The organism is Lactiplantibacillus mudanjiangensis (assembly GCF_005405385.1).
GTDB lineage: Bacteria > Bacillota > Bacilli > Lactobacillales > Lactobacillaceae > Lactiplantibacillus > Lactiplantibacillus mudanjiangensis.
Genome location: NZ_BJDY01000004.1, coordinates 197,978 through 219,758, shown reverse-complemented (window position 1 = coordinate 219,758; position 21,781 = coordinate 197,978). Strand labels below are relative to the sequence as shown.

Sequence of the window (21,781 nt, the reverse complement as noted above, 5' to 3'; positions counted from 1 at the left end):
TTAGGTGATCTTTTGAAACAAGGTACAACGATCCTGACTTTAGATAATGGTTACCATCTATGGACCAATACCCAAGGTGAAGGCGACATTCAATTACTCTGTTTACATGGTGGCCCTGGTGGCAATCATGAATACTGGGAAAACTTTGGTGAAAAACTAGCCGATTTAGGCGTGCAAGTCACCATGTATGACCAACTTGGTTCATGGTACTCTGACCAACCTGACTACTCTGACCCTGAAATTGCTAAAAAATATCTATCATATGATTACTATTTAGATGAAGTTGAAGAAGTTCGTCAAAAACTTGGTTTAGACAACTTCTACTTAATCGGTCAATCATGGGGTGGCGCTTTAACCATGCTTTATGCATTGAAGTATGGTCAACACTTAAAAGGCGCGATCATTTCTAGCATGGTCGACAATATTGACGAATATGTGGTTAACGTCAACAAGTGTCGTGAAGAATGTTTACCAGCCGATGCCGTGGCTTATATGAAACAAAAAGAAGCTGAAGGCAACTGGAACGATCCTAAGTATCAAGAATACGTGGACGTATTAAACGCCAACTATGTTGATCGTAAACAACCATTAGCTATCTCACACTTGATCAGCACGATGGCCACTCCCGTTTACAATGCCTTCCAAGGTGACAATGAATTCGTCATCACTGGTAAACTTAAGGAGTGGGATATCCGCGACCAAATCCATAACATCAAAGTGCCAACCCTATTAACCTTTGGCGAACACGAAACGATGCCATTAGATACGGCTCGGCGGATGGCCCGTGACATTCCTAACTCACGGTTAGTCACCACGCCAAACGGTGGTCATCATCACATGATTGATAACGCCCCCGTTTACTTCGACCACTTGGAACAATTCATCAAGGATGTTGAAGACGATAGTTTCAACAAAAACAACTAATTTTTACGTCGATCGCTCACAATTGTGAGGGGTCGATTTTTTTGTTCTGAATTTCATCATCTAACTCTAACTGATAGTGGTGATTATTTCTTACCCAGCACGACAAAAAAGCTGCGACAATTGCCGCAGCTTTCGACTAATTTATTTAATGATAAAATCGTACCAATATTGGCCTGTGTTAAGCTAAAATTGTCACCTACGTCAGCCAGTGATTCTGCCGACTGTGGGACCGGCTTCAGCCAAAGTGCGGGCTTCCACCTCGATTTTGAGCCTAGCCAAAACCGCTAGTCTCAAAAGTCGTCCACATCGTAAGTCCGGCAAAACCATCCGGACTAATGATGTTTTCACGGTCGGCGCCATCACTGGCTGACTTCGGCTGTATTGCGAATACAACTCGATCTAGTCATCGACAATTCTAGCCGAGAGTGAACTCACATTGAGCCCAGCCGTGGGAGCTCTTAGCGATTTATCGCTTAGAGCTAGGCGCTTTTGAAACACGGGTTTAGTGGTTCAAAACGACGGTCCAGACCGCCTTTTGGCTGGACCGGTCCGCCTACAGCGTTCCGGCTCAATTTGGGCGAACGGTAGGTGGCAAGTAAGACTACTTTTAGTAGTGGCTGACCATCATATCAATGATGATTGCCAAAAAGTAACCCTCAATCCTTATTTAAACATTTAAGATCCATAGGAACAGGATAAATACAAAGAATAGTACGTACATTAATGGGTGAACTTCTTTGGCATGCTTAGTGGCAACCATCGTAATCACGTAAGAGATAAACCCTAACGCAATCCCATCAGAAATACTGTAAGTCAATGGCATCCCGATAACAGTTAAGAAAGCGGGTACGGCAATTTCAAAACGTTCCCAATGAATGCCTTTCAATGATTCGGCCATTAACACCCCAACAATAATCAAGGCCGGTGCGGTCACTTGATCGGTAACGACATTCAATAATGGTGAGAAGAATAACCCAAAGATAAATAGCAAGCCGGTAACTACGGCACTAAACCCAGAGCGACCACCCACGGCAATCCCCGCTGAAGATTCCACATAAGCAGAAGTTGGTGACGTCCCTAACACGGAACCGACTAACATTGACGTTGAATCAGCCATCAAGGCTTTCCCAACTCGTGGCATTTTGTTGTTCTTCATGAAGCCTGCTTGTTCAGCTAAACCAACTAAGGTCCCGGCTGTATCAAAGAACGTAACTAATAAAAACGTCAAAACAACAATAATCAATTGCAAACTATTAATATCCCCAACATGGGCCAAAGCGACCCCAAAAGTTGGTTTCAAAGATGGCGCCGCTGAAACGATATGGCTTGGCATTTTAATCAAACCAGTTGCCAACCCTAAGATAGAGGTTAAGACCATCCCGATAAAGATCCCACCAGGTACTTGGCGACTCATGAGAATCAACGTGACGATTAAGCCAAAGATCGTTAACCAAGTGGTCCCAACGCTCAATGAGCCTAAACCGACGACCGTTGATTTGTTGGCAACAATCAAGCCACCACCATGCAAGCCAATAAAGGCAATGAAAAAGCCAATCCCAGCTGAGATTGCCAACTTCATATCACGTGGAATCGCATCGATAATCATTTCTCGCAATTTGAAAATGGTAATAATCATGAAAATAACGGAAGCCACGAAGACACCAGCCAAAGCGGTTTCCCACTTCACGCCCATCCCGATGACAACTGAATACGTAAAGAACGCATTAACCCCTAACCCTGGTGCAATAGCAATGGGATATTTTGCAACTAATCCCATCAATAAACACCCTAACGCTGAAGCTAAGGCCGTGGCGGTGAAGACCGCCCCAGCGTTCATTCCCGAAGCGCCTAAAACACTTGGGTTAACAAACAGAATGTACGCCATCGATACAAACGTGGTAAGTCCCGCCAAAGACTCGGTTCGCATCGTGGTATTGAGTTCCGAAAAATTAAAATATGCCGCAATTTTATTCATGATTCCCTCCAGAATTTGTGATGATAGCATTTTGCACATTTGTAAACGTTCGTGTTTTGTATCTCAATAACGTCTATTATCTTATCATTGTCATTCTTCAAAATCAATATCCGAACGAAAACTATTTTAAGACAATTTAATTTCTATTTTTAATTTCAAGCACGTTGTACTAAAATGTAAGTGATTACAGACTAATGATATTAGCTTTAGTGAGGAAGTGAGTCTGATGGCTAGTTCCAAAATTAGTGCTATTTTCTTTTTTGTCTTATATGTAGTGCTCTTTTACTTCGTGTTAACCATGCAAAATCAACTTGCGATGCTTTTGATGGCCGCAGGGATGCTACTCGAAGCTTGTGAAGGTATTTATTGCAATTTTTTCAAACACTAAAGTTAAAGCCAGCGCGACTTTGCCACGCTGGCTTTAATGGTCACTGATGATATTTTAAGTTGGCCGCATCGGTCTGTGTCTGTAGCTGATTGATTCGTTGGTCGATTAATTGAAATTGCGCAATCATTTCTTCAACTTGTGATGTACCGAGTTCTTGAACCCACGCGCCAAAGTGCGCCGTTATCGCCTGATCCACTAATTTTTCGGTTTGAGCACCTTCACTGGTTAAATGTAAGTATAATCGCCGACGATCTTCAGGATCTGGCTCTTGTGAAATATAGTTTTGCGCCAATAATGCTTTAATTTGTCGTGAAATTGCACTGCGTGTCACTTGTCGCTGATTGGCAATATCATTCAGCGTCACCGGCTTATCAAACGTTAATCGGCGTAAAATTAAAAATTGTTCCAATGACAATTTATGTTGGGTTAATGGCCAAGTGACAAGTCCCGTCATGATTTTAGTCACTTGTTGATATGCCTCAAAGTACAGGTCTAATAATTGACTTAGCTTAGCTTGGTCTTGCATCTACTCACCACCACCTCATTAACTAGTCTAATTTACATATAAAATATAGCACGGCTTTAACTATTTTGTATCAATAGACTAACTCTTGTTAACGATTCCGCAATGTAAGGCAGTCTGCCTAACAATTTTAAATCAAAACGTGTATGATAAAAGTAGCTTAAAATGTTTATAGATAAGGAGTTGACAGCATGACGCTCACCCCGTTACATCAAGTCGAATTAAACTTAATGCAAGTTGTAATTAACATCTGCGATGCTGAAAAGATTGATTACTTCCTAATTGGTGGGTCCCTATTAGGTGCCGTTCGTCATCAGGGCTTTATTCCCTGGGATGATGACATCGATATTGGCATGCGCCGGTCTGACTATCAGCGCTTTATTGCCGTTGCTAACCACTATTTAGACCCCGATGCCTATTTCTTACAAACCGGGGCCAGTGATCCAGACTATGCCTTAAGTTATATGAAACTTTTAGACGTGAATACGTACATTGAAGAAAAAAACAACGTCAATAATGCTTTCAAAGGCGTATTTGTGGATATTTTTCCATTTGATAAGATTCCTGATGACGCTGACCTACGTCGTTCACAACTTATGCACTTTAAACTTGAAGATGCCGCCATTTTATTGCGACTTAACTATAATTTCGTCAAAACACCGTTGCGAAAGTTAATCACTAAAAAGACGGCCCAACAATTAGCTGAAGTTAATGAACATAAACAACAACGCGAAGAATATATGCGCTTATATGAAAATTCTGATTCACGCACTTATAAAAATCTAGCCTCACAGTATGATTATGATAAAGAAATTTTGACAGCTGATGAGTTAACGCAATTAAAGTTCGCGCCCTTTGAAACGATTCAAGTTAAGATTCCGGTGGCCTACGATGCCATTTTGACGCGGATGTACGGCGACTATATGCAGCTGCCACCAACTAGTCAACGGGTTGAAAAACATCTCAACAAATTAATCATCAACAATCAAGAAATTTTGTAAATGATGAGGGTCATTCAGTCCGTTACTAAGGATCTGGATGACCCTTTTTGGTTAATCTCAACTTGGTTAATATTAGATGTTAAATATCCAATTATTTATTTTTCGGTATGCATAAAACACGTATAAACGTATGGTATGATAGGTGTTAGCGTTTAACATCAGACCATCACCAAACGATTGGAAACAGGGGGATACTATGGCAGTAAAACTTTTTGGGATTATGATGATCAATGTACAAAACATTGAGTTATCCATTGTGAATTTACGAACGTTAAAACAAGTTGAACGGGTTCATTCCGACGTCGCGCTAGGCGAAGATATTTACGATCAACACACTATCGATTACGACTCTGTTGAACAAGCCACCAAAGCCTTATCGGGCTTTATTCAAATCATGAACGATTATGGGGTCACTAACTATCATTTATGGGGTTCATGGTCATTATCAACTGCTAATAATGCTGATTACATTCAAGACCAACTTTTTGTCCGCACCGGTCTTAAAATTGATTGGCTATCTAGCAGCCAAGAAACCTACTTGCGCTCGGCTGCAGTTGCCGTCAACTTTCCTAAATTCAAAGCAATCAGCCAAAATCCAACTTATTTATTGGGGATTAATTCTGGTAGTGTCGGTATTTCACATTATGATCAAGGCAATTTTGCCTTCTCACGTAGCTTGCGTTTAGGCCCGGTTCGAATTGCAGAAGTTCTGGAAGATCTACAATCAACCGTCCCTAATTACGTTGAAGTTTTAGATGATTATATTTCGAGTCAGATCATCGATTTCGGCCGCTTTCTCCCCACCCGTAGTCAAGAACCTAGTAATGTCGTCATGTTAGGTGTGGCACCTTTTTCAAACCTCTTTCAACCGGCTGAAACTGAATCTGACATTCATGAATTACGGCCAGATGATTTTAAGACGTTATATAACGATGCCATTAACGCGTCTGACCAATATTTAATGGATAAATACGCGGTCGATGAAGAAGACGTTAAGTTAATCATTCCAGAGCTTCTGCTCATTAACGAATTACTCCAATTAACGAATGCTAAAACGATTTGGCTTGGTAACGTCACGGCTTTAGACGGGTTGATTGTTCAAGAAGCCGTCAAACGCGGCTACAAGAAATACAACTTCAACGATCAGATTGTGACTGCCGCCAAAAATTTGGCTAATCGCTACAATGTTGAACCTAAACATCGTGATTTGGTAACCAAGTTTGCGTTGCATTTATTTGACCAACTTAAGCCATTGCACCATCTAACAAAACGTGATCGATTACTCTTGCAAGTTGCCACTATTGTCCATGATGTGGGTAGTTATATCGATCCTCATGAACATTACATGCATTCAGACTACATCTTGCGAGCCACTGAACTGACAGGCTTGACTAACGAAGAAAAGCAAACCATCGCCACCATCGCTCGTTATCATAGTGCGCAAACACCATCAAAAGATATCAAGCATTTTGAACACATGAGTCTCAAACAACGACTCGTTATTTCGAAGCTATCGGCCATTTTGCGGATTGCCGATGCTTTAGATGATGGTCGGCAACAGAAGATTCGCAAGATTTCCGTCTCTATTAAAAATCCAAAAATTATCATTACGTGTTTTGCCAATGACGATTTATTTTTAGAAAACTGGGTCTTTTCACAAAAGGCTAAATTTTTCAAAGAAGTCTTTGGCTTAACACCAGTTATTAAACGTCGGGGGGTTCGCTAACATGAATTATCAAAAGGAAAATTATTATACTAACCGCGAGTTAAGTTGGATGGACTTTAACTACCGCGTTTTAGATGAAGCACGCGACAAGGATAATCCTTTACTGGAACGGGTGCGCTTCTTAAGTATTACCCAAAGTAACTTAGATGAATTCTTTACCGTCCGCGTGGCGTCTTTACACAAATTGACCTCTGTTAACTACACTAAGCCTGATCCAGCTGGTTTGACACCAAGTGAACAGGTTGCCGCGATTAACACCAAGGCCCACGAAATGGTCAAACGGCAATACGACACGTTAAACCGCTCACTACTACCACTCTTGGAACAACACGACATTCGGTTGTTAAAAGTGCCTGATTTGACCACTGAACAACAAACCTTTATCAAAAATTACTTTGATAATGAGCTTTATCCAGCACTAACACCGATGGCTGATGACTCATCACGACCATTCCCATTTATTGCCAATAATACGTTAAACATCGCTTTGCGAATTTATAAAAATGGCAATAAAAAGGACCGGAAATTTGCGACTGTTCAAGTCCCAGACGTCTTCCCACGAGTGATTGCTTTACCGGGAGCCGATAACCAATTTATTTTAATTGAAGATATTATTAAAGCCTTTGTCGGGTCTTTATTCATCAACTACACCGTCAAAGAAGCCAGCGCTTATCGAGTCATTCGCGATCTGGACTTGGATGTGGCGGAAGAAGACACGTCAGACCTATTAAAAGAAGTCCAAAAGCAACTAAAAATGCGTGAACGTGGTAAGGTCATGCGGCTTGAAGTTGAAAAAGATATGAGTAAGCATCAACGGACACGGCTATCTAAGGCTCTAAGTCTTGATGAAAATAATCTATATATCATTAATGGCCCGCTGAACCTCACCTTCTTATCAAAGCTCGTTAAAGCGGTCACCGGTCATGACAACTTAAATTACCCTAAATATCAAGCGTACTATCCGGCTGTCTATCGTGAGCATTCGATCTTTAACTTGATTGCCGATCACGATATTTTGATGCAGTATCCTTACGATGATTTCCAACCAGTTGTTGATTTCATTCGTGAAGCAGCCGAAGATGATGACGTTTTGGCCATTAAAATGACCCTTTACCGGGTTTCAGCCGATTCGCCAATTATCAAATATCTGGGACAAGCGGCCCAAAACGGCAAACAAGTGACCGTTTTAGTCGAAGTTAAGGCCCGCTTTGATGAAGAAAACAACGTGCATTGGGCCAAAAAGCTCGAAGCCATGGGCTGTCATGTTATTTATGGCTTGATTGGGTTAAAAACACACTGTAAGTTAGCGCTCGTTGTCCGCCGTGAAGCGGAAGGCATTAAGCGTTACATGCATATGGGAACTGGGAACTATAATGATGTCACAGCTCACTTCTATACGGATATGGGCTTATTTACCGCCGATACCGACATGGGAATCGACGCTTCAAATATCTTTAACATGTTATCTGGTTACTCAGAACCGCCCTACTTCCATAAGCTCCACATTTCACCAGAAGGCATTCGCGACTTCATCAATGAAAAACTTGATGATGAAATCGCAACAGCCAAAGCAGGTCGACCGGCCGTCGTTAAGATGAAGATGAATTCATTATCCGATCCACAAATTATTAGTAAATTATACGAGGCTTCGCATGCCGGCGTGAAAGTGCACTTAATTATTCGCGGTATTTGTTGCTTGAAGACCGGCATCAAAGGCATTTCTGACAATATTGAAGTTCACTCGATCATTGGCCGGTTGCTAGAACACAGTCGGATCTATTACTTCAGTAATGACGGTGAACCCCAGATCTATATGTCCAGTGCCGACATGATGACTCGCAACTTAAATCGGCGCGTTGAACTACTTTTCCCACTGTTGCAACCAGAAATTAGTCATCGGGCTATGCAGATTTTTGATACCATGTGGCAAGATACCGTTAAGACCCGCGTGCTGAAACCTGATGACACTTATGTCAAAGTTGATCGCCGCGGTTTACCTACGTTGGATTCACAAGATTACTTTATTCATGAGGCCCAAACCTTGGCTCATCATGATCACGAAGAACCAACGGCTACCAGTACGGCCCATCAATTCATTCCAATGATGAGTCCCAAAAATGACACGCAACCTCTAGATGATGGTGGGAGTGACAATTAATGGAAAATTTAGTCGTCATCGACTTGGGTTCCAACTCTTGTCGCATGACTGTAACGCAAATTCAAAAAGATGGGAGCTATCAAGTCACCCATCAATTAAAAGAAATGGTGCGGTTATCTGAAGACGAAATGCTAACGGATGAACCCACCTTGCAACCGGCCGCAATCGAACGAACCATTACGGCTTTGCAGGCATTTAAAGCCGTCTACTCGCATTTACCCAATGTCACCCTCAAAGCGGTGGCGACCGCGGCAACGCGCGTGGCCACGAATCAAAAGAAGTTTTTAAGACAGGTCAAAGCTGAAGTCGGCTTAGACTTAAATGTCATTCCTGGCACGACCGAAGCTTATTACGACTATCTTGGAGTCGTCAATACATTACCGACCACCAACTGCGTCATGATGGACACTGGCGGTGGAAGTTGCGAACTGGTTCTAATTATCAATGGTCAGGCTAAGCATTCAATTAGTTTGCCAATTGGCGCCGTTAATTTATCCGAAAAATTCGACTTGAATGATCAAGTAACCGCCAGTAATTTATTTGAAGCCATGACGTTTGTCGACAAAATTTTCAACAGTGTCTGGTGGTTGCGCCAAGGCTTGAACCTACCATTAGTTTGTCTTGGTGGTAGTAATCGGACCTTAGCCAAAATCAACCGTCGGCAAGGTCATTTCTTAAATTTTGAAGATATTCACGGTTATCGTTTATCACATACCGCGATCTATCAAACTTTTAACACAATCTTGACACAAGATTCAGTTGGTCGCGCCAAGATTCCCGGTCTCGCTAAAGAACGTGCTGATATTATCGTCGGTGGCATGATTCCGGCTATTACATTAATGCGTTTCTTAGATGCTGATCGCATGATCTTCTCACAAAACGGGTTACGCGAAGGCGTCTTCTTTGAGCATTTGACCGCACTCGATCAAAAAATAAAGGGCTAATCAAAAGTCATCACTGTCATCCTTATTAGGGCAGTGATGACTTTTTGTTGGTTAACTAAAGGTTGAAAATTAACTGTATTGGTCGAAACCTTACCAACATTGACCTAAGTTGGATTAAATTTGTCACCTACGCTAGCCATCGATTCTGCCGGCTGTGGGGACCGGTTCCAGCCAAAGTGCGGGCTGCCACCCCACTTTTGAGCCCAGAAAACCACTTTACGTTTGTTCAATAAAGACTTGCAAGTTTATGAATATATGTTAATATCTACATATGTTAAAAATAGCATATATAAAAATTACTGGAGATGATACGCATGCAAGCTGCTGTTCTAACTGGCATTACCGCCTATATTTCAACAAGTATTGACTACCTAATTATTTTAATGGTCATTTTCGGATCTGTTCCGGCTAAACAACGTTGGTTAGTTTACTGGGGCGATCTCTTAGGTACCGCTGTCTTAGTCGCTGCCAGTCTGATCATGGCCTTCGTCTTAGGTTTCGTGCCGCAAGAATGGCTGCTTGGTCTACTAGGACTCATCCCCATCTTTATGGGCATACAACTGCTGGTTGTGGGCGAAAAAGATGATGACGCGGTGGTCACCACTCAAATGCAACAACGCCGCAACATTATACTCAACGTGGCCGTCGTCACAATTGCAACATGTGGTGCAGATAATATTGGGATTTATGTCCCGATCTTCACCCAGGCCAAGCCATCAGCCCTATTCATCATACTATTCACTTTCTTAGTCATGCTGAGTGTGTTTTGCTATTTAGGTTACTTACTCATTAAGATTCCAAAAGTCGCCGATTTGCTCGAACGCTATGGTCGTTACATCACCGCTGTTGTGTACATCGGTTTAGGTGCTTACATCATGTTAGAAAGTGGCACTGTTCAACATCTCTTAACGCTAATCTAAATAAATAGCCTGTTTCCGGATAACATTCCAGAAACAGGCTATTTTAACTAAACCTAACGATTTTGTTGATCTTGATGCCAACTCGTTGGACTCCATAATTGACCTTCCATCGACCCACGCAAACTTTCAATCTCGGCTTGCTGATCGTCAATCACTTTGATGATGCCGTCGACTATGGCGTCATTTTCAGTTGTTTTTAGCTTGGCTAATTCTTGCATCGCCCAAGCAGCTTGATCGGTTGTGCTCATGATTCATAACTCCCTTTTACCATTTTGATTATTCCAATTGTACACAATGGACTACCAAAAACCAATTAATCAGCTCAAAAAAAGACCCCGGTTACCCGAGATCTTGGTTTAATTAATGTTAACCAACGGCTTGTTGATCATCATCATATAGTTTTTGTTGAATTTCACGTAATTCCGACTTACGAACTGAACGCGGCAAAAATGCGCGAATATCTTCTTCGTTATAACCAATTTGCAACCGGCGCCCATCATAAATGATTGGTCGCTTCAAGAGTTGGGGTTTTTCGACTAATAAGTCTAACAACTGGTTGAAACCTAAATCTGACAAGTCGATATGCAAGGCCTTGAAAGCTTTAGAACGCGTTGAAACAATGTCCTCGAAGCCATTTTCAGTCAGCCGGAGGATTTGTTTCAATTCATCGCGATCTAGTGGGTTCGCAATAATGTCGCGTTCATTGAAAGCAATGCTGTTAGCAACCAACCATGCCCGCGCACTACGGCTTGACTTGCTAGATGTTGAATAATATAAGTTTACTGTCACGATGAATTCCTCCTAAATTTACAGTAAGTCCTTTATCACTTACTTTTATATAGTAAGTATACGGCCATAGTCAAGAATAGTCAAGGTTTGTCAGAAAGTTTTTCATGTTCTTTTTATGACTAAACTTTGAACACTTGACGTTGATCTGACGCGGCTTTGTCCATTAATGTTAGGTCACAAAAGCGGTATCTCTGACTGAGATACCGCTACTAACAAAAATGACAACTGCTCGGGCTGGGATCGAACCAGCGACCTCTTGATTAACAGTCAATTATTCTACCGCTGAACTACCGAGCAATGACTATGTCAATAATATACCACCCTGCTCAGATAGTTGCAAGTGTTTTTTAATCATTTTTAAATCTAATTCACATTTTACAACATTATGAGTAAACCCCAAGAAACGAAACCACCGTAAAATCAGTTTGTTTCAGATATTTCTGTAACTCCGCTTGTAGTTCATGCGCACTTAAGGTGGTTCGTAAGTCGAACCAATAATCGCCCTTTTGATTCTGCATCGTCATCAACCACTTGCCTAATGACGCCAACCGCTCAGTATCTGGGGCCAAATCTTGATGGTGAAACTGGATATGAAATGTTGGTTGCCATGAATGTTTAGTATCATCCGTTCGCTGAACCAAAATACGAACTTGACGATGATAACGAAGCACCAGCCGGCCACACGTCACTAACCCAAGTAACATGATGCCCGCACCAATCCCTAATCCACTTAGCAATAAAGTAGTATTAGCCAGACTAACCGGTGCTTGAGCCGAACCAACAACGGCGGCACACATTAGCAGCCATACACCAATCACCCAAGCATTTAACCAATTAATCGCACGATCACGGGCATAACGATAAACTTTTAATCGCTGAGGCGCATCCGCCGTTACCAACCGTGCGGTAGCTGGCGCCGGTGTATAGACAGCAGTCATTGCAGTTTGCTCATCTGTATAAGTCAGTAAATTCGCAAACAAATCCGCCTGCGCCGTGACGGTAGCCGTTGGCACATATTCAGCTTGCCATAATTGCGGCTGACGTTGTGCGACAAAATGGTATTGATTCTTTTGAATAGCCACCAATTGCCACCCACGCTGAGCCTGTTTCGCTAACCACCGTTGTTCTGCAATCGCACCCTTTAAAAAATAACGTGTTTTTTTCATCGTTTGTCACCTCCAAGAATAAATCACCACTTAGTTAAGGCCCTATTATATTGGAATTGGTCTATTTTTCAAGCATTTGCACAGCCCGTTATCATGTGACTAAAATCCGTTATTTTTAGTAAAGTGTGTCTTGTTGACAATGGTAACCCTTTCTAAATCAAAAGATTGGTCTACATTCAATAGTTACTTTCAAGCCTAAAAAGTTGATTAGTTAGGGCTAGGCCCCTACTTATTAAGTTTCTTATATTTATTCACAAATCTAACAAATCATGCTAATCTTAATCGTAAATAACTAATCAATAAATCGCTTTCAAAAGGCGATATTAATTAATGAAGAGAAGGGACTATTATGCCTGCAGAATACATCATGGCGATCGACGAAGGGACAACCAGTACACGTGCGATCATTTTCGATCATGCTGGTCACCAAGTCGCTGATTCGCAACGTGAATTTCCGCAATACTTTCCCCAACCAGGATGGGTTGAACATAACGCCAACGAAATCTGGAACGCGGTCTTATCAACAATTGCCAATGTTTTTATCGATTCTGGGATTCGCCCTGACCAAATCAAAGGGATTGGGATCACCAACCAACGAGAAACAACTATCGTGTGGGATAAACACACTGGTTTGCCCATTTATAATGCCATTGTCTGGCAATCACGCCAAACCGCACCGCTTGCCGATCAACTAATTGCGGACGGTGCTGGGGACATGATTCATGAACACACCGGCCTGATAACCGATGCCTACTTTTCAGCAACCAAGATTCGCTGGATTCTTGACCATGTTGAAGGTGCCCAAGCACGCGCCGAAAAAGGCGATCTATTATTTGGCACGATCGATACTTGGATTGTCTGGAAACTAACTGGCGGTCATGTTCACGTCACTGACTACTCGAATGCCAGTCGAACGATGTTGTTTAACATCCATGAACTCGCCTGGGACGACCAGATTTTATCCCTTTTAAATATTCCGCGTGTCATGTTACCAGAAGTCCGGTCTAATTCTGAAGTTTATGGCACTACTAAAGACTACAACTTCTACGGTAGTGAAGTCCCAATCAGTGGGATGGCTGGTGATCAACAAGCAGCCCTCTTTGGCCAAATGGCCTTTGAGCCTGGTATGGTGAAAAATACGTATGGTACCGGGGCCTTCATCGTAATGAATATTGGTGAAAAGCCCCAATTATCTGACAACAATTTGTTAACGACAATTGCGTATGGCTTAGACGGCAAGGTCACTTATGCACTTGAAGGGTCAATCTTTGTCGCCGGTTCGGCCATTCAATGGCTACGTGACGGTATGCGACTGGTTGAAACCGCCCCAGAATCTGAAGAAATGGCCCGCTCATCGCACAATCATAATGAAATTTATGTTGTACCGGCCTTTACCGGTTTAGGTGCCCCTTATTGGGATTCTAATGCCCGCGGCGCCGTCTTCGGCCTAACCCGTGGCTCAACACGAGAAGACTTCGTGAAAGCCACGTTACAATCATTGGCCTATCAATCACGTGATGTCATCGACACAATGCAAAAGGATGCCGACATCACCATCCCGACCTTAAAAGTAGACGGTGGTGCTGCTCGGAATGATCTGCTCATGCAATTCCAAGCCGATATTTCAAACGTGGCCATTCAACGCGCCGCTGATCTCGAAACCACTGCACTAGGGGCCGCCTTCTTAGCTGGTCTCGCGGTCGGCTATTGGTCTGATCTTGAAGAACTCAAAGCGGCCCATCAGCCTGGCGATCGTTTTGACCCTAAAATGTCAGCGGCTGAACGCAACAACTTATATGCAGGTTGGCAAACTGCCGTTAAAGCAGCCCAACTCTTTAAGCACACGCCTTATATGGCTGACTAACTGCCAATCGTGCGTGAGACTTGCCACCTACGCCAGCCAGTGACAACTGTTATAACCGAGAGTGAGTCCACATTGAGCCGGACGGTAGGTGGCAAGTGTGATAACGCTTGATCGTTTAATGCTTATCCTAAAAATATAAGGTTCAATCTTTAACCGCAAATAAAACAGCGAGTCGCTCGGTAGAAAATACCGAACGACTCGCTGTTTTGTTTACATTAACTTAATCGCTTAATTCAGTCAATTCAGGTAAAAAGCCCTGTTGCCGCGCAATTTTTAAAAAGTCATGTCGTTTCGCAGATGAACCCAATGCTTCTTGCGTCATCTGACTCAAATGTTCATCGCGAGCGTGACTGCCTCGTTGTTGATAATAATCGTGTAACTGCTGATCAAACGCCGTTAAGCTCGCTTGATAACTAGCTGGTTGTGCATACCGATCTTTAAATAGAATCGCATCCAAACCTAAACGCGGTTTTCGTTCGGGTGTTGTAGCTGGATACCCAATTTGAAATCCAAATACCGGTAACGTTAATGCAGGTAAGTTCAATAACTCAATCACGGCCTGCGTATCATTATTAATAGATCCTAAGACAACACTACCTAAACCAAGACTTTCCGTCACCATCACCATGGCTTCGGTGAATAAGGTCGCATCTTCCACGCTCCCCATAAACCGATCTAATTCGGTCAATGCGCGCTTGGCCGTTGGCGTTGCCGCTAATTGGACATTACGATTCTGATCAGCTAAAACGACCAGCAAACGACCTTTACCTGCAACCGTCTTTTTAGTGGTAATCGAGGCCAGACGCTGGCGAACCGTTGGGTCAGTAACCTCTACTAAGCTATATGCCTGTAAATACTGACTCGTGGGTGCCTGTTGGGCAGTCGTCACAATTGTCGCTAACGTTTCATCACTCACCGCTTGGTCCGTAAAGTTTCGCCGTGTTCGGTGAGCATTTAATGTATCAATCACTCTATTAGACAATGATCTTATCTCCTATTCTTCACTTGTGCCAATTCGCCGGCCCATTGCGTTAATCGAGGTAGCACCGCTACATTCAAATGAAACATTAAACGTTCACAAACTTGATCCAATTGAATGCTTTGAAAAACCGGATACCGGGTCCGTCCCTCTGATTGCGACACGATCAGACTCAGTGTACTGAGTTCATCTAAAGCGGTCTCCAATAGCGCAATCGTTTTTAGCGGGAAATAGGCCCGCCGCAATGCTGGTGCATCTAGCGATTGACCGACCATCGCTTCAATCTCACGCCTAGTTAACAGCCAGCTGTCAGCATGTTCTTCAACCAAATGAACTAAAATTTTTAGTGTTAAGTTCGCTTCAAATTCATTTCGAAATCGAAATTTAGTTTGAAAATGACTTTGCATAAATTGATAAAGCTCGTTATTCAAGCTAAGTCCCCTCTCTAAGCAAGCATCATTAAAGATACCACGCAATCGCCGTATAAAAAAAGCGTTTGAGTTTTCTCAAGCGCAATTAATCCTAACCAACATGGTTTTCTTTTAAGATCAAATCAACTTCTGCTTGCATATCGGGCGTCTTCGTCCATTCTTCCCAATGATCCATTGATTCGTCTGGAATCTCAAAATTTTCGTTAATGTATTGTTGATAATTTTCCACATGGATTGAATGTGGAATGTTCAATTGCAAGATACGAACTTGTTTAATGAACCCGCGTTCAGCTGCTAGTTCAGCCCGGCCATTCATGACCATATTCCCAATTTCCATATAAGTCGTCCCGTCATTGCGGGTAATTTCTTGAATCAAATCTAAAACTTCATGATTTTTCAACTTAATCCCTCACTTCAAATGCTAGTATAGCGAGCCATCCGGTTATTGTCAAAACCCAGTGTTTTAGTCGCTTAGCCACCTATGCTAACCAGTAAGGATTGCAAAAAAATAACCGTCAACTCTTTCAGTCTATAAAAAATATTATATTTTTAAGCGTTTTCGTTACAAACTAATTGCGCCCTAAATAGTTTTATCATACAATAAGTTTAACTAATATCGCGCCTGAATTGGACCCACCAGGCGTTAGGAGGAGAGTATCATTTTTAAATTTTTCGTACAACCTCAAGTGGATGTCCATGACCGACAAGTCTACGGTTACGAAACACTGCTACGTAAATATGGTCCCGATGGTTGGCGCGTCCCAACCAACTTTCTTGAATTATCTATTGCTGAACAGGCCACATTGCTTGAACAAACCGCGCAAGAACTAGGCCCGAAACTGGCACATCAATTCTTAGCCTTCAACTTAAACCAGGCTCAATTCGATCTACCAGATACGCTGCCAACGATTCTTAAACTCAAGCAACGCTTAAAGTCGGTCAATCTAGCTATTGAATTCACTGAAGCACCGACATTAGCGCAAATGAAACATTACAGTGAGGTCTTACATGCACACGATATGATGCTTGATCTAGATGATGTCGGAACTGGTTCCAATACATACGCCAATATTAAAGCGTTTTTACCCTATGCTGATAAGATTAAGTTTGCCATGCAAAACTTGCGCATGACTGGCGATGCAGACAAAATCCCAGAACAGTTAGCCTTTTGGACACAACAAGCTGAAAAAAACCAACTGACGATGATTTTGGAAGGTATTGAAGATCCTCAAGATCAGGCCCTCGCCGCGAAGTATCAAGTGACGATTCATCAAGGGTATTTTTATAGCCAACCCGTGGCACCGAAAGCTTTAGCACTTAATTTTAATTATTAAGTAAATTGTTAGATCATCAAATTGGAGTTTGGGACAAAAAACCAAACTCGTATTTGCATCTTCAAATATTTATAGTCAAAACGTGGGACAAAAGACTAACGATGCACCCGAGCTACGGAATACAAACGATTGAAAGTACACAATCATTCGTATTCCTAGGCTATGCTTGGTAGCAAACCGTCTTTTGTCCCACTCTCAAAATAAAAACCACTATCCAAAGATAGTGGTCGGCATAAGAGAGAAAGAGAATTGATTAGAAGGTAACTAAATACCTTACATGCTTAGAATAAGCGATATTGAAAGCGTTGTCAATACTTAGAGAAAATAAATAGAAAAATTATTCATAATTGATACTTATTCCTAATTTTAACTGGTGAATTTCTTTTTCTCACTTGATAAAGCAGTTACTAACGCACTAATAACGGCATTTATGATTGACATCATTAAACTAGTTCAACTAATCAGTTTCTTTACTTTTTTAGTTATCCTATTTTAGTTTCATTAACCATTTTATATTATGACGTCAAAAAAGTCTTGCTCACCAATTGGCAAGCAAGACTTAACTTTGATCTATTTGACCGACTTTGTCACCCCTGGACCAACTAACGTCGAGGTTGGATGCAAAATCGAACTTGGATTAGACACGACATTGGTCAGTGAATGTCCAGAAACATTGACTAGCATTAAGAAAACTAAGACAATTAGCAACGCCCATGAGAAGATTTTGGTCCGCAATGGCATCGTTTCTGAAATAACACTACTATAAAAATCATGTTGAACATCTTTAGCCACATGTGGATTATCTGGTTCCGCAGCTTGGCGTTCAGCCGTGACTTCTTCTTGATAAGCTTTAATATCAAAGTGTTTTTGCTTTTCTTTTGCTTCTTTTTGATATTTACGTTTATCTTTTTTCGACAACGCCTTAAACCATTTGATGAATTCGCGATATTCTTTAACGACTGGTTCAGTCGCACCGATTTGCTTTAAATCACCGTATTGAATCCAAGCAACGCGGTCACAAATCATTTCGATTTGTTTCAACGAATGACTGACGAAGATAATCGTCTTGCCTTCATCCTTAAATTCTTTGATCTTTTCCACACACTTTTGGTAAAAAGTATCATCACCGACGGATAAGGCTTCATCAATAATCAAAATATCTGGATTAATGTGAACAGCAATCGCAAAACCTAACCGTGACTTCATCCCGGAAGAATAACTCTTAACTGGTTGGTATAAGAAGTCACCGATATCGGCAAAGGCCACAACGTCATCTAACATCCCATCAATTTCTTGATTGGTCATTCCCATCATCAAAGCTTTCAATCGAATATTTTCTAACCCGGTCAATTGACCGCGCAATCCAGACTTGATGGCAACAATTGAGGTTTCGCCACGAACATCGACGATCCCAGTTGTTTGAGGAATCACTCCCGAAATAATGTTTGATAAGGTTGACTTACCAGAACCATTGACCCCAATTAAGCCGAGCGTTTCGCCGGCATGGACTTCTAATGAAATCCCTTTAAGGGCCCAGAATTCGGGAATCGGTTGATTTGAAAGTGAGAAAAAGGCCTTTAATTGATCCGAACGTGTCTTGAATAAATCAAATTCCTTGGTCACATTTTGAACTTTAATCTTGTAATCAGTTGTCATTTTAATACTTCCTAAATTATAAGCGATTCACAACCCGCTATTTCTTTCTTCATTACTAAAGTAACTGCTTCATGTTACTAGAGAACCGCGCAAGCGTCAAGCGTTATAAGTGAGCTTAAAACTAAATTAACAGAGTGTGTGTAAAGACGATGTGTGACGGAGCCCAGTCTAGTCAGGCCAATGATCATGATTTCGTAGCTATCCGGAAGTCACCGTCTTTAAACGCACGCTTCAGCTCTAACAATCAAAAAAAGCAAGCCTGGACTAAGTCCAAACTCGCTTCAATGAGGGGTCATTCTTGGGTGGTGGCAGTCGTCGTGCTGGTCTCACTAGTTGTTGCGGCCTCAGTCTTTGCCGATTGACTAGAACTACTCGTGCTAGTGGAGTCTTGACTACTGCTCTCGCTAGTTTTAGCTTGTACCTTAACTGCTGGCTTTAATAACTTATTGTGAGCTGCAATCACGTTGGCTTTAAGTTTACTAGTATGCATCACAGCGCTTTTGGCCAACCAACCTTTTTGATTGCCCACTTTTACCCGGTACCAGGTTTTGGTGCCCGTCGTCTTAGTTCCCTTCATGTCGATAGCCACAATCTGGTTAGCATAAGGTTGGGTTGTCCGTGACGTTATATTCGCCTGCGTATTCACAATATGCGAATAGAGTCGATGATTGGAAGACTTCATAATCGTATAGGCGTTATAAGCATCATAAGTCGCAACAGCAAATTTTTTATCGTACTTTTGTAAATTCCAAGCACTAATAATCTGATTTAACTGCTTGCCATAGGATGCATTGGTCGAATAACGTAATGACAATGCCGAGGTGGCCTGTTGATAGGTCTTCGCATTGGCACGCCACGTACCTGAATAATAATTCTTATCCCAAGTCGTGCCGTACCGTAACTTTTTGGCATTATCTGTCATCGATGCCTTAATTGACGGATACTTACGAAACTTGGCATTCGTGTAATATAACGTCCCATTAGCCGAGTATTCAGCGGTCCGAAGGGTTGTCGATTGTCCATGATAACTCCCCTTCATCCCGTAGTAATTTTTGGCATTTTTAGACAAGGTGCTTTTGCCCCAGCCACTTTCGACGATTGCTTGTGCCACCATCACGGAACCATATAGCTTATATTTTTGAGAAACAGTCACAGCCTTAGGACCAAGTTTACTGATAAATTTCGTCTGAGTTGAGGCTGCCACTCGCGGCGTTCCTAACCACCCGATCACGGTGATAATCACGAGTAATCCCAAAAGCAATTGCTTGCCGATATGTTTGAATGAATCCTTTGCTACCATGTTCCTGCCAACCCCTATATCGTTTTACTGTCTAAGTTGTATTATGCCGGATTTTATGATGATTCGCAAGCAGTTAAACCCCGTAAAATCAACGTTTGTAACCTAACGACTAAGATAGCCGTTCACTGAGGGTCCAAGTTTGCATTTGTATTACAGTTTTATTACAAACAGAACTTGGTCATTATGTTAAAAAGATCACAATAAGACCATGTAATCGTTAGCATTCTGGTGCTAGATGAAATATACTGGAAGTGAACGGTTAATTGCTTAGGCATATTATTGGAGTAGGTGAATTGTGATGAAAATTATTGAACATCAGGCAAATGGTATTAATTCTTATACACTAGTTAACAACCATCATATGAGTGTGACCATCATGGATTGGGGCGCCACGGTAACGGCAATTCGCACCCACGATAAAGATGGCCACTTTGCTAACGTCGTCTTAGGATTTGATAATCTGGAAGACTACATTACGACTCGATCCTTTTTTGGGGCGACGATTGCACGCGTTGCCGGCATCATCAAAAATGCCCAGTGGCGTGACTATGAGTTGACGCAGAATGCTGGTGAACATCACTTAAACGGTGGTGATTTACCCCAGATCGCCTTTGAACCTTGGTTTTTAGAACGCAAGCTCCAAACCAAAGATCAGGTCGGCTTAGTCATGCAATACATTACGCTTGATGGTGAAAATGGCTATCCTGGGACGATGACCATTACCGCGAACTTCATTTTGGATGACCACGGAAAGTTCACCATCAGTTACACCGGGAAAAGTGACAAAACGACCTTATTCAATCCAACTAATCACAGCTACTTTAACCTAAGTGGTGATGCCGAACGGACCATCGATCATCATATCTTAAAAATTAACGCCGATGAGTATGCCAGCTTAAATAAACACGGTTTACCAACTGGCAAATTACCATGGGTAACCAATACGCCCTTTGACTTTCGTGGTCGTGAAGAAATTGGACCGCAAATTGCCAGTTTGCCAACCGGTTTGCATCACGGATTCGTCTTGAATGATACCCCTTATCCCCAAGTAGAACTTTTTGATCGGGTTAGTGGCCGTAAACTCACGATGCGCACCAACGCTAAAGCTGTAGTTGTTTCTAGTGCCACCCATTACCGTGACGATCGTTTCCGTCTGAATGGCGGTAAATCAATGCGTTCACAACTTGGCCTCTCATTACAAGCCCAGACCTTACCTGATGCGATTCACCACAAAGCGTTTGGCAGCATTATTATTGAACCAAACGTGCCCGTCACTTACCAAACCGCTTATCAATTCTCAAACATTTATGACGTTTAGCCCAGTATGTGACTAAATAGCTTAACATCAATCAAAAAGACAAGCACGAAGAAACGCCCCTCAAGCTAACTCAACTTGAAGGGCGTTTCTTTTATTGCTAGACTGACTTGCCACCTACCGTTCGCCCACCGCTGTGGGCGGACCGGTTCAGCCAAAAGGCGGTCTGAACCGTCGTTTTGAACCGCCAAACCCGCGTTTTAAAAACGCCAGGCTCTAAGCGATAAATCGCTAAAAGCCCCCACGGCTGGGCTCAATGTGGGCTCACTTTCGGCTATGATAGTTACTAGATTAATTCCACGATATAACCGGAGTCAGTCAGTGATGGCGCCGGCCGTGACGACATCGTTAGTCCGGTGATTTTCCCGGACTTTACGATGTGGACGAC

The 21,781-nt window shown here is 42.2% G+C and carries 20 protein-coding genes and 1 tRNA gene; 10 read left to right on the top strand and 11 right to left on the bottom strand.

Annotation, left to right across the window (positions count from 1 at the left end; genetic code table 11):
• Positions 1 to 12: 12 nt before the first annotated feature.
• The gene (locus FFM84_RS09225; RefSeq protein WP_130845316.1) at positions 13 to 924 is read left to right on the top strand and encodes a proline-specific peptidase family protein; all 912 of its coding nucleotides are present in this window, start codon (positions 13 to 15) and stop codon (positions 922 to 924) included.
• Between the two features lie 667 nt (positions 925 to 1,591).
• On the opposite strand, the gene FFM84_RS09220 is transcribed toward FFM84_RS09225, so the two are convergent.
• Positions 1,592 to 2,899 (bottom strand): NCS2 family permease, encoded by a 1,308-nt coding sequence (locus FFM84_RS09220; RefSeq protein WP_130844980.1) that lies wholly within the window; start codon positions 2,897 to 2,899, stop codon positions 1,592 to 1,594.
• A 226-nt stretch (positions 2,900 to 3,125) separates the two neighbouring features.
• Between FFM84_RS09220 and FFM84_RS16115 the strand changes: the two genes are divergently transcribed.
• Positions 3,126 to 3,287, top strand: coding sequence for a hypothetical protein (locus tag FFM84_RS16115; RefSeq protein ID WP_165444264.1), 162 nt, complete (start codon positions 3,126 to 3,128; stop codon positions 3,285 to 3,287).
• 40 nt (positions 3,288 to 3,327) lie between these two features.
• Here the strand turns inward: FFM84_RS16115 and FFM84_RS09215 are convergent, their stop codons facing one another.
• Positions 3,328 to 3,813 carry a MarR family winged helix-turn-helix transcriptional regulator gene (locus FFM84_RS09215; protein ID WP_130844979.1) on the bottom strand — a complete coding sequence of 162 codons (486 nt, stop codon included), beginning with the start codon at positions 3,811 to 3,813 and terminating at the stop codon, positions 3,328 to 3,330.
• 188 nt (positions 3,814 to 4,001) lie between these two features.
• On the opposite strand from FFM84_RS09215, the gene FFM84_RS09210 reads away from it, so the two are divergent.
• The 5 genes from FFM84_RS09210 (at position 4,002) to FFM84_RS09190 (ending at position 10,559) form a co-directional block, all read left to right on the top strand.
• Complete coding sequence (locus tag FFM84_RS09210; protein ID WP_130844978.1) at positions 4,002 to 4,811, top strand: LicD family protein; 810 nt, start codon at positions 4,002 to 4,004, stop codon at positions 4,809 to 4,811.
• A gap of 196 nt (positions 4,812 to 5,007) precedes the next feature.
• Complete coding sequence (locus FFM84_RS09205; RefSeq protein WP_130844977.1) at positions 5,008 to 6,537, top strand: Ppx/GppA phosphatase family protein; 1,530 nt, start codon at positions 5,008 to 5,010, stop codon at positions 6,535 to 6,537.
• 1 nt (position 6,538) lies between these two features.
• Positions 6,539 to 8,695: an RNA degradosome polyphosphate kinase gene (locus FFM84_RS09200; protein WP_130844976.1), complete on the top strand. Its 2,157-nt coding sequence runs from the start codon at positions 6,539 to 6,541 to the stop codon at positions 8,693 to 8,695.
• The gene (ppx, locus tag FFM84_RS09195; RefSeq protein WP_130844975.1) at positions 8,695 to 9,639 is read left to right on the top strand and encodes an exopolyphosphatase; all 945 of its coding nucleotides are present in this window, start codon (positions 8,695 to 8,697) and stop codon (positions 9,637 to 9,639) included. Before FFM84_RS09200 ends, ppx begins: the two co-directional genes overlap by 1 nt.
• 314 nt (positions 9,640 to 9,953) lie before the next feature.
• Positions 9,954 to 10,559, top strand: a complete 606-nt coding sequence (locus FFM84_RS09190) for a cadmium resistance transporter (RefSeq protein ID WP_130844974.1) — start codon at positions 9,954 to 9,956, stop codon at positions 10,557 to 10,559.
• A 53-nt stretch (positions 10,560 to 10,612) separates the two neighbouring features.
• Here the strand turns inward: FFM84_RS09190 and FFM84_RS09185 are convergent, their stop codons facing one another.
• The 4 genes from FFM84_RS09185 to FFM84_RS09170 form a co-directional block, all read right to left on the bottom strand.
• A complete protein-coding gene (locus tag FFM84_RS09185) occupies positions 10,613 to 10,807 on the bottom strand; it encodes a hypothetical protein (RefSeq protein ID WP_130844973.1) in 195 nt (64 codons plus the stop codon).
• Positions 10,808 to 10,925: 118 nt separating this feature from the next.
• The gene (locus tag FFM84_RS09180) at positions 10,926 to 11,348 is read right to left on the bottom strand and encodes a Spx/MgsR family RNA polymerase-binding regulatory protein (RefSeq protein ID WP_130844972.1); all 423 of its coding nucleotides are present in this window, start codon (positions 11,346 to 11,348) and stop codon (positions 10,926 to 10,928) included.
• A gap of 225 nt (positions 11,349 to 11,573) precedes the next feature.
• Positions 11,574 to 11,645 (bottom strand) — tRNA-Asn (locus FFM84_RS09175).
• Positions 11,646 to 11,731: 86 nt separating this feature from the next.
• The gene (locus tag FFM84_RS09170; protein ID WP_130844971.1) at positions 11,732 to 12,514 is read right to left on the bottom strand and encodes a hypothetical protein; all 783 of its coding nucleotides are present in this window, start codon (positions 12,512 to 12,514) and stop codon (positions 11,732 to 11,734) included.
• A 349-nt stretch (positions 12,515 to 12,863) separates the two neighbouring features.
• Between FFM84_RS09170 and glpK the strand changes: the two genes are divergently transcribed.
• The gene (glpK, locus tag FFM84_RS09165; protein ID WP_130844970.1) at positions 12,864 to 14,378 is read left to right on the top strand and encodes a glycerol kinase GlpK; all 1,515 of its coding nucleotides are present in this window, start codon (positions 12,864 to 12,866) and stop codon (positions 14,376 to 14,378) included.
• A gap of 220 nt (positions 14,379 to 14,598) precedes the next feature.
• Here the strand turns inward: glpK and FFM84_RS09160 are convergent, their stop codons facing one another.
• From FFM84_RS09160 to FFM84_RS09150, 3 genes are all read right to left on the bottom strand, one after another.
• Positions 14,599 to 15,360, bottom strand: coding sequence for a nitroreductase family protein (locus tag FFM84_RS09160; protein ID WP_130844969.1), 762 nt, complete (start codon positions 15,358 to 15,360; stop codon positions 14,599 to 14,601).
• Between the two features lie 5 nt (positions 15,361 to 15,365).
• The gene (locus tag FFM84_RS09155) at positions 15,366 to 15,788 is read right to left on the bottom strand and encodes a hypothetical protein (protein WP_225425287.1); all 423 of its coding nucleotides are present in this window, start codon (positions 15,786 to 15,788) and stop codon (positions 15,366 to 15,368) included.
• A gap of 91 nt (positions 15,789 to 15,879) precedes the next feature.
• The gene (locus tag FFM84_RS09150; protein ID WP_130844967.1) at positions 15,880 to 16,188 is read right to left on the bottom strand and encodes a hypothetical protein; all 309 of its coding nucleotides are present in this window, start codon (positions 16,186 to 16,188) and stop codon (positions 15,880 to 15,882) included.
• Between the two features lie 256 nt (positions 16,189 to 16,444).
• On the opposite strand from FFM84_RS09150, the gene FFM84_RS09145 reads away from it, so the two are divergent.
• A complete protein-coding gene (locus tag FFM84_RS09145; RefSeq protein ID WP_308779289.1) occupies positions 16,445 to 17,122 on the top strand; it encodes an EAL domain-containing protein in 678 nt (225 codons plus the stop codon).
• A 570-nt stretch (positions 17,123 to 17,692) separates the two neighbouring features.
• On the opposite strand, the gene FFM84_RS09140 is transcribed toward FFM84_RS09145, so the two are convergent.
• Both FFM84_RS09140 and FFM84_RS09135 read right to left on the bottom strand, forming a co-directional pair.
• Positions 17,693 to 18,778, bottom strand: coding sequence for an ABC transporter ATP-binding protein (locus FFM84_RS09140; protein WP_130844965.1), 1,086 nt, complete (start codon positions 18,776 to 18,778; stop codon positions 17,693 to 17,695).
• A gap of 292 nt (positions 18,779 to 19,070) precedes the next feature.
• Positions 19,071 to 20,078: a glucosaminidase domain-containing protein gene (locus tag FFM84_RS09135; protein WP_130844964.1), complete on the bottom strand. Its 1,008-nt coding sequence runs from the start codon at positions 20,076 to 20,078 to the stop codon at positions 19,071 to 19,073.
• Positions 20,079 to 20,376: 298 nt separating this feature from the next.
• Here FFM84_RS09135 and FFM84_RS09130 point away from each other — a divergent pair, with 298 nt between their 5' ends.
• Positions 20,377 to 21,396 carry an aldose epimerase family protein gene (locus FFM84_RS09130; protein WP_130844963.1) on the top strand — a complete coding sequence of 340 codons (1,020 nt, stop codon included), beginning with the start codon at positions 20,377 to 20,379 and terminating at the stop codon, positions 21,394 to 21,396.
• The last annotated feature ends 385 nt before the right edge of the window (positions 21,397 to 21,781 follow it).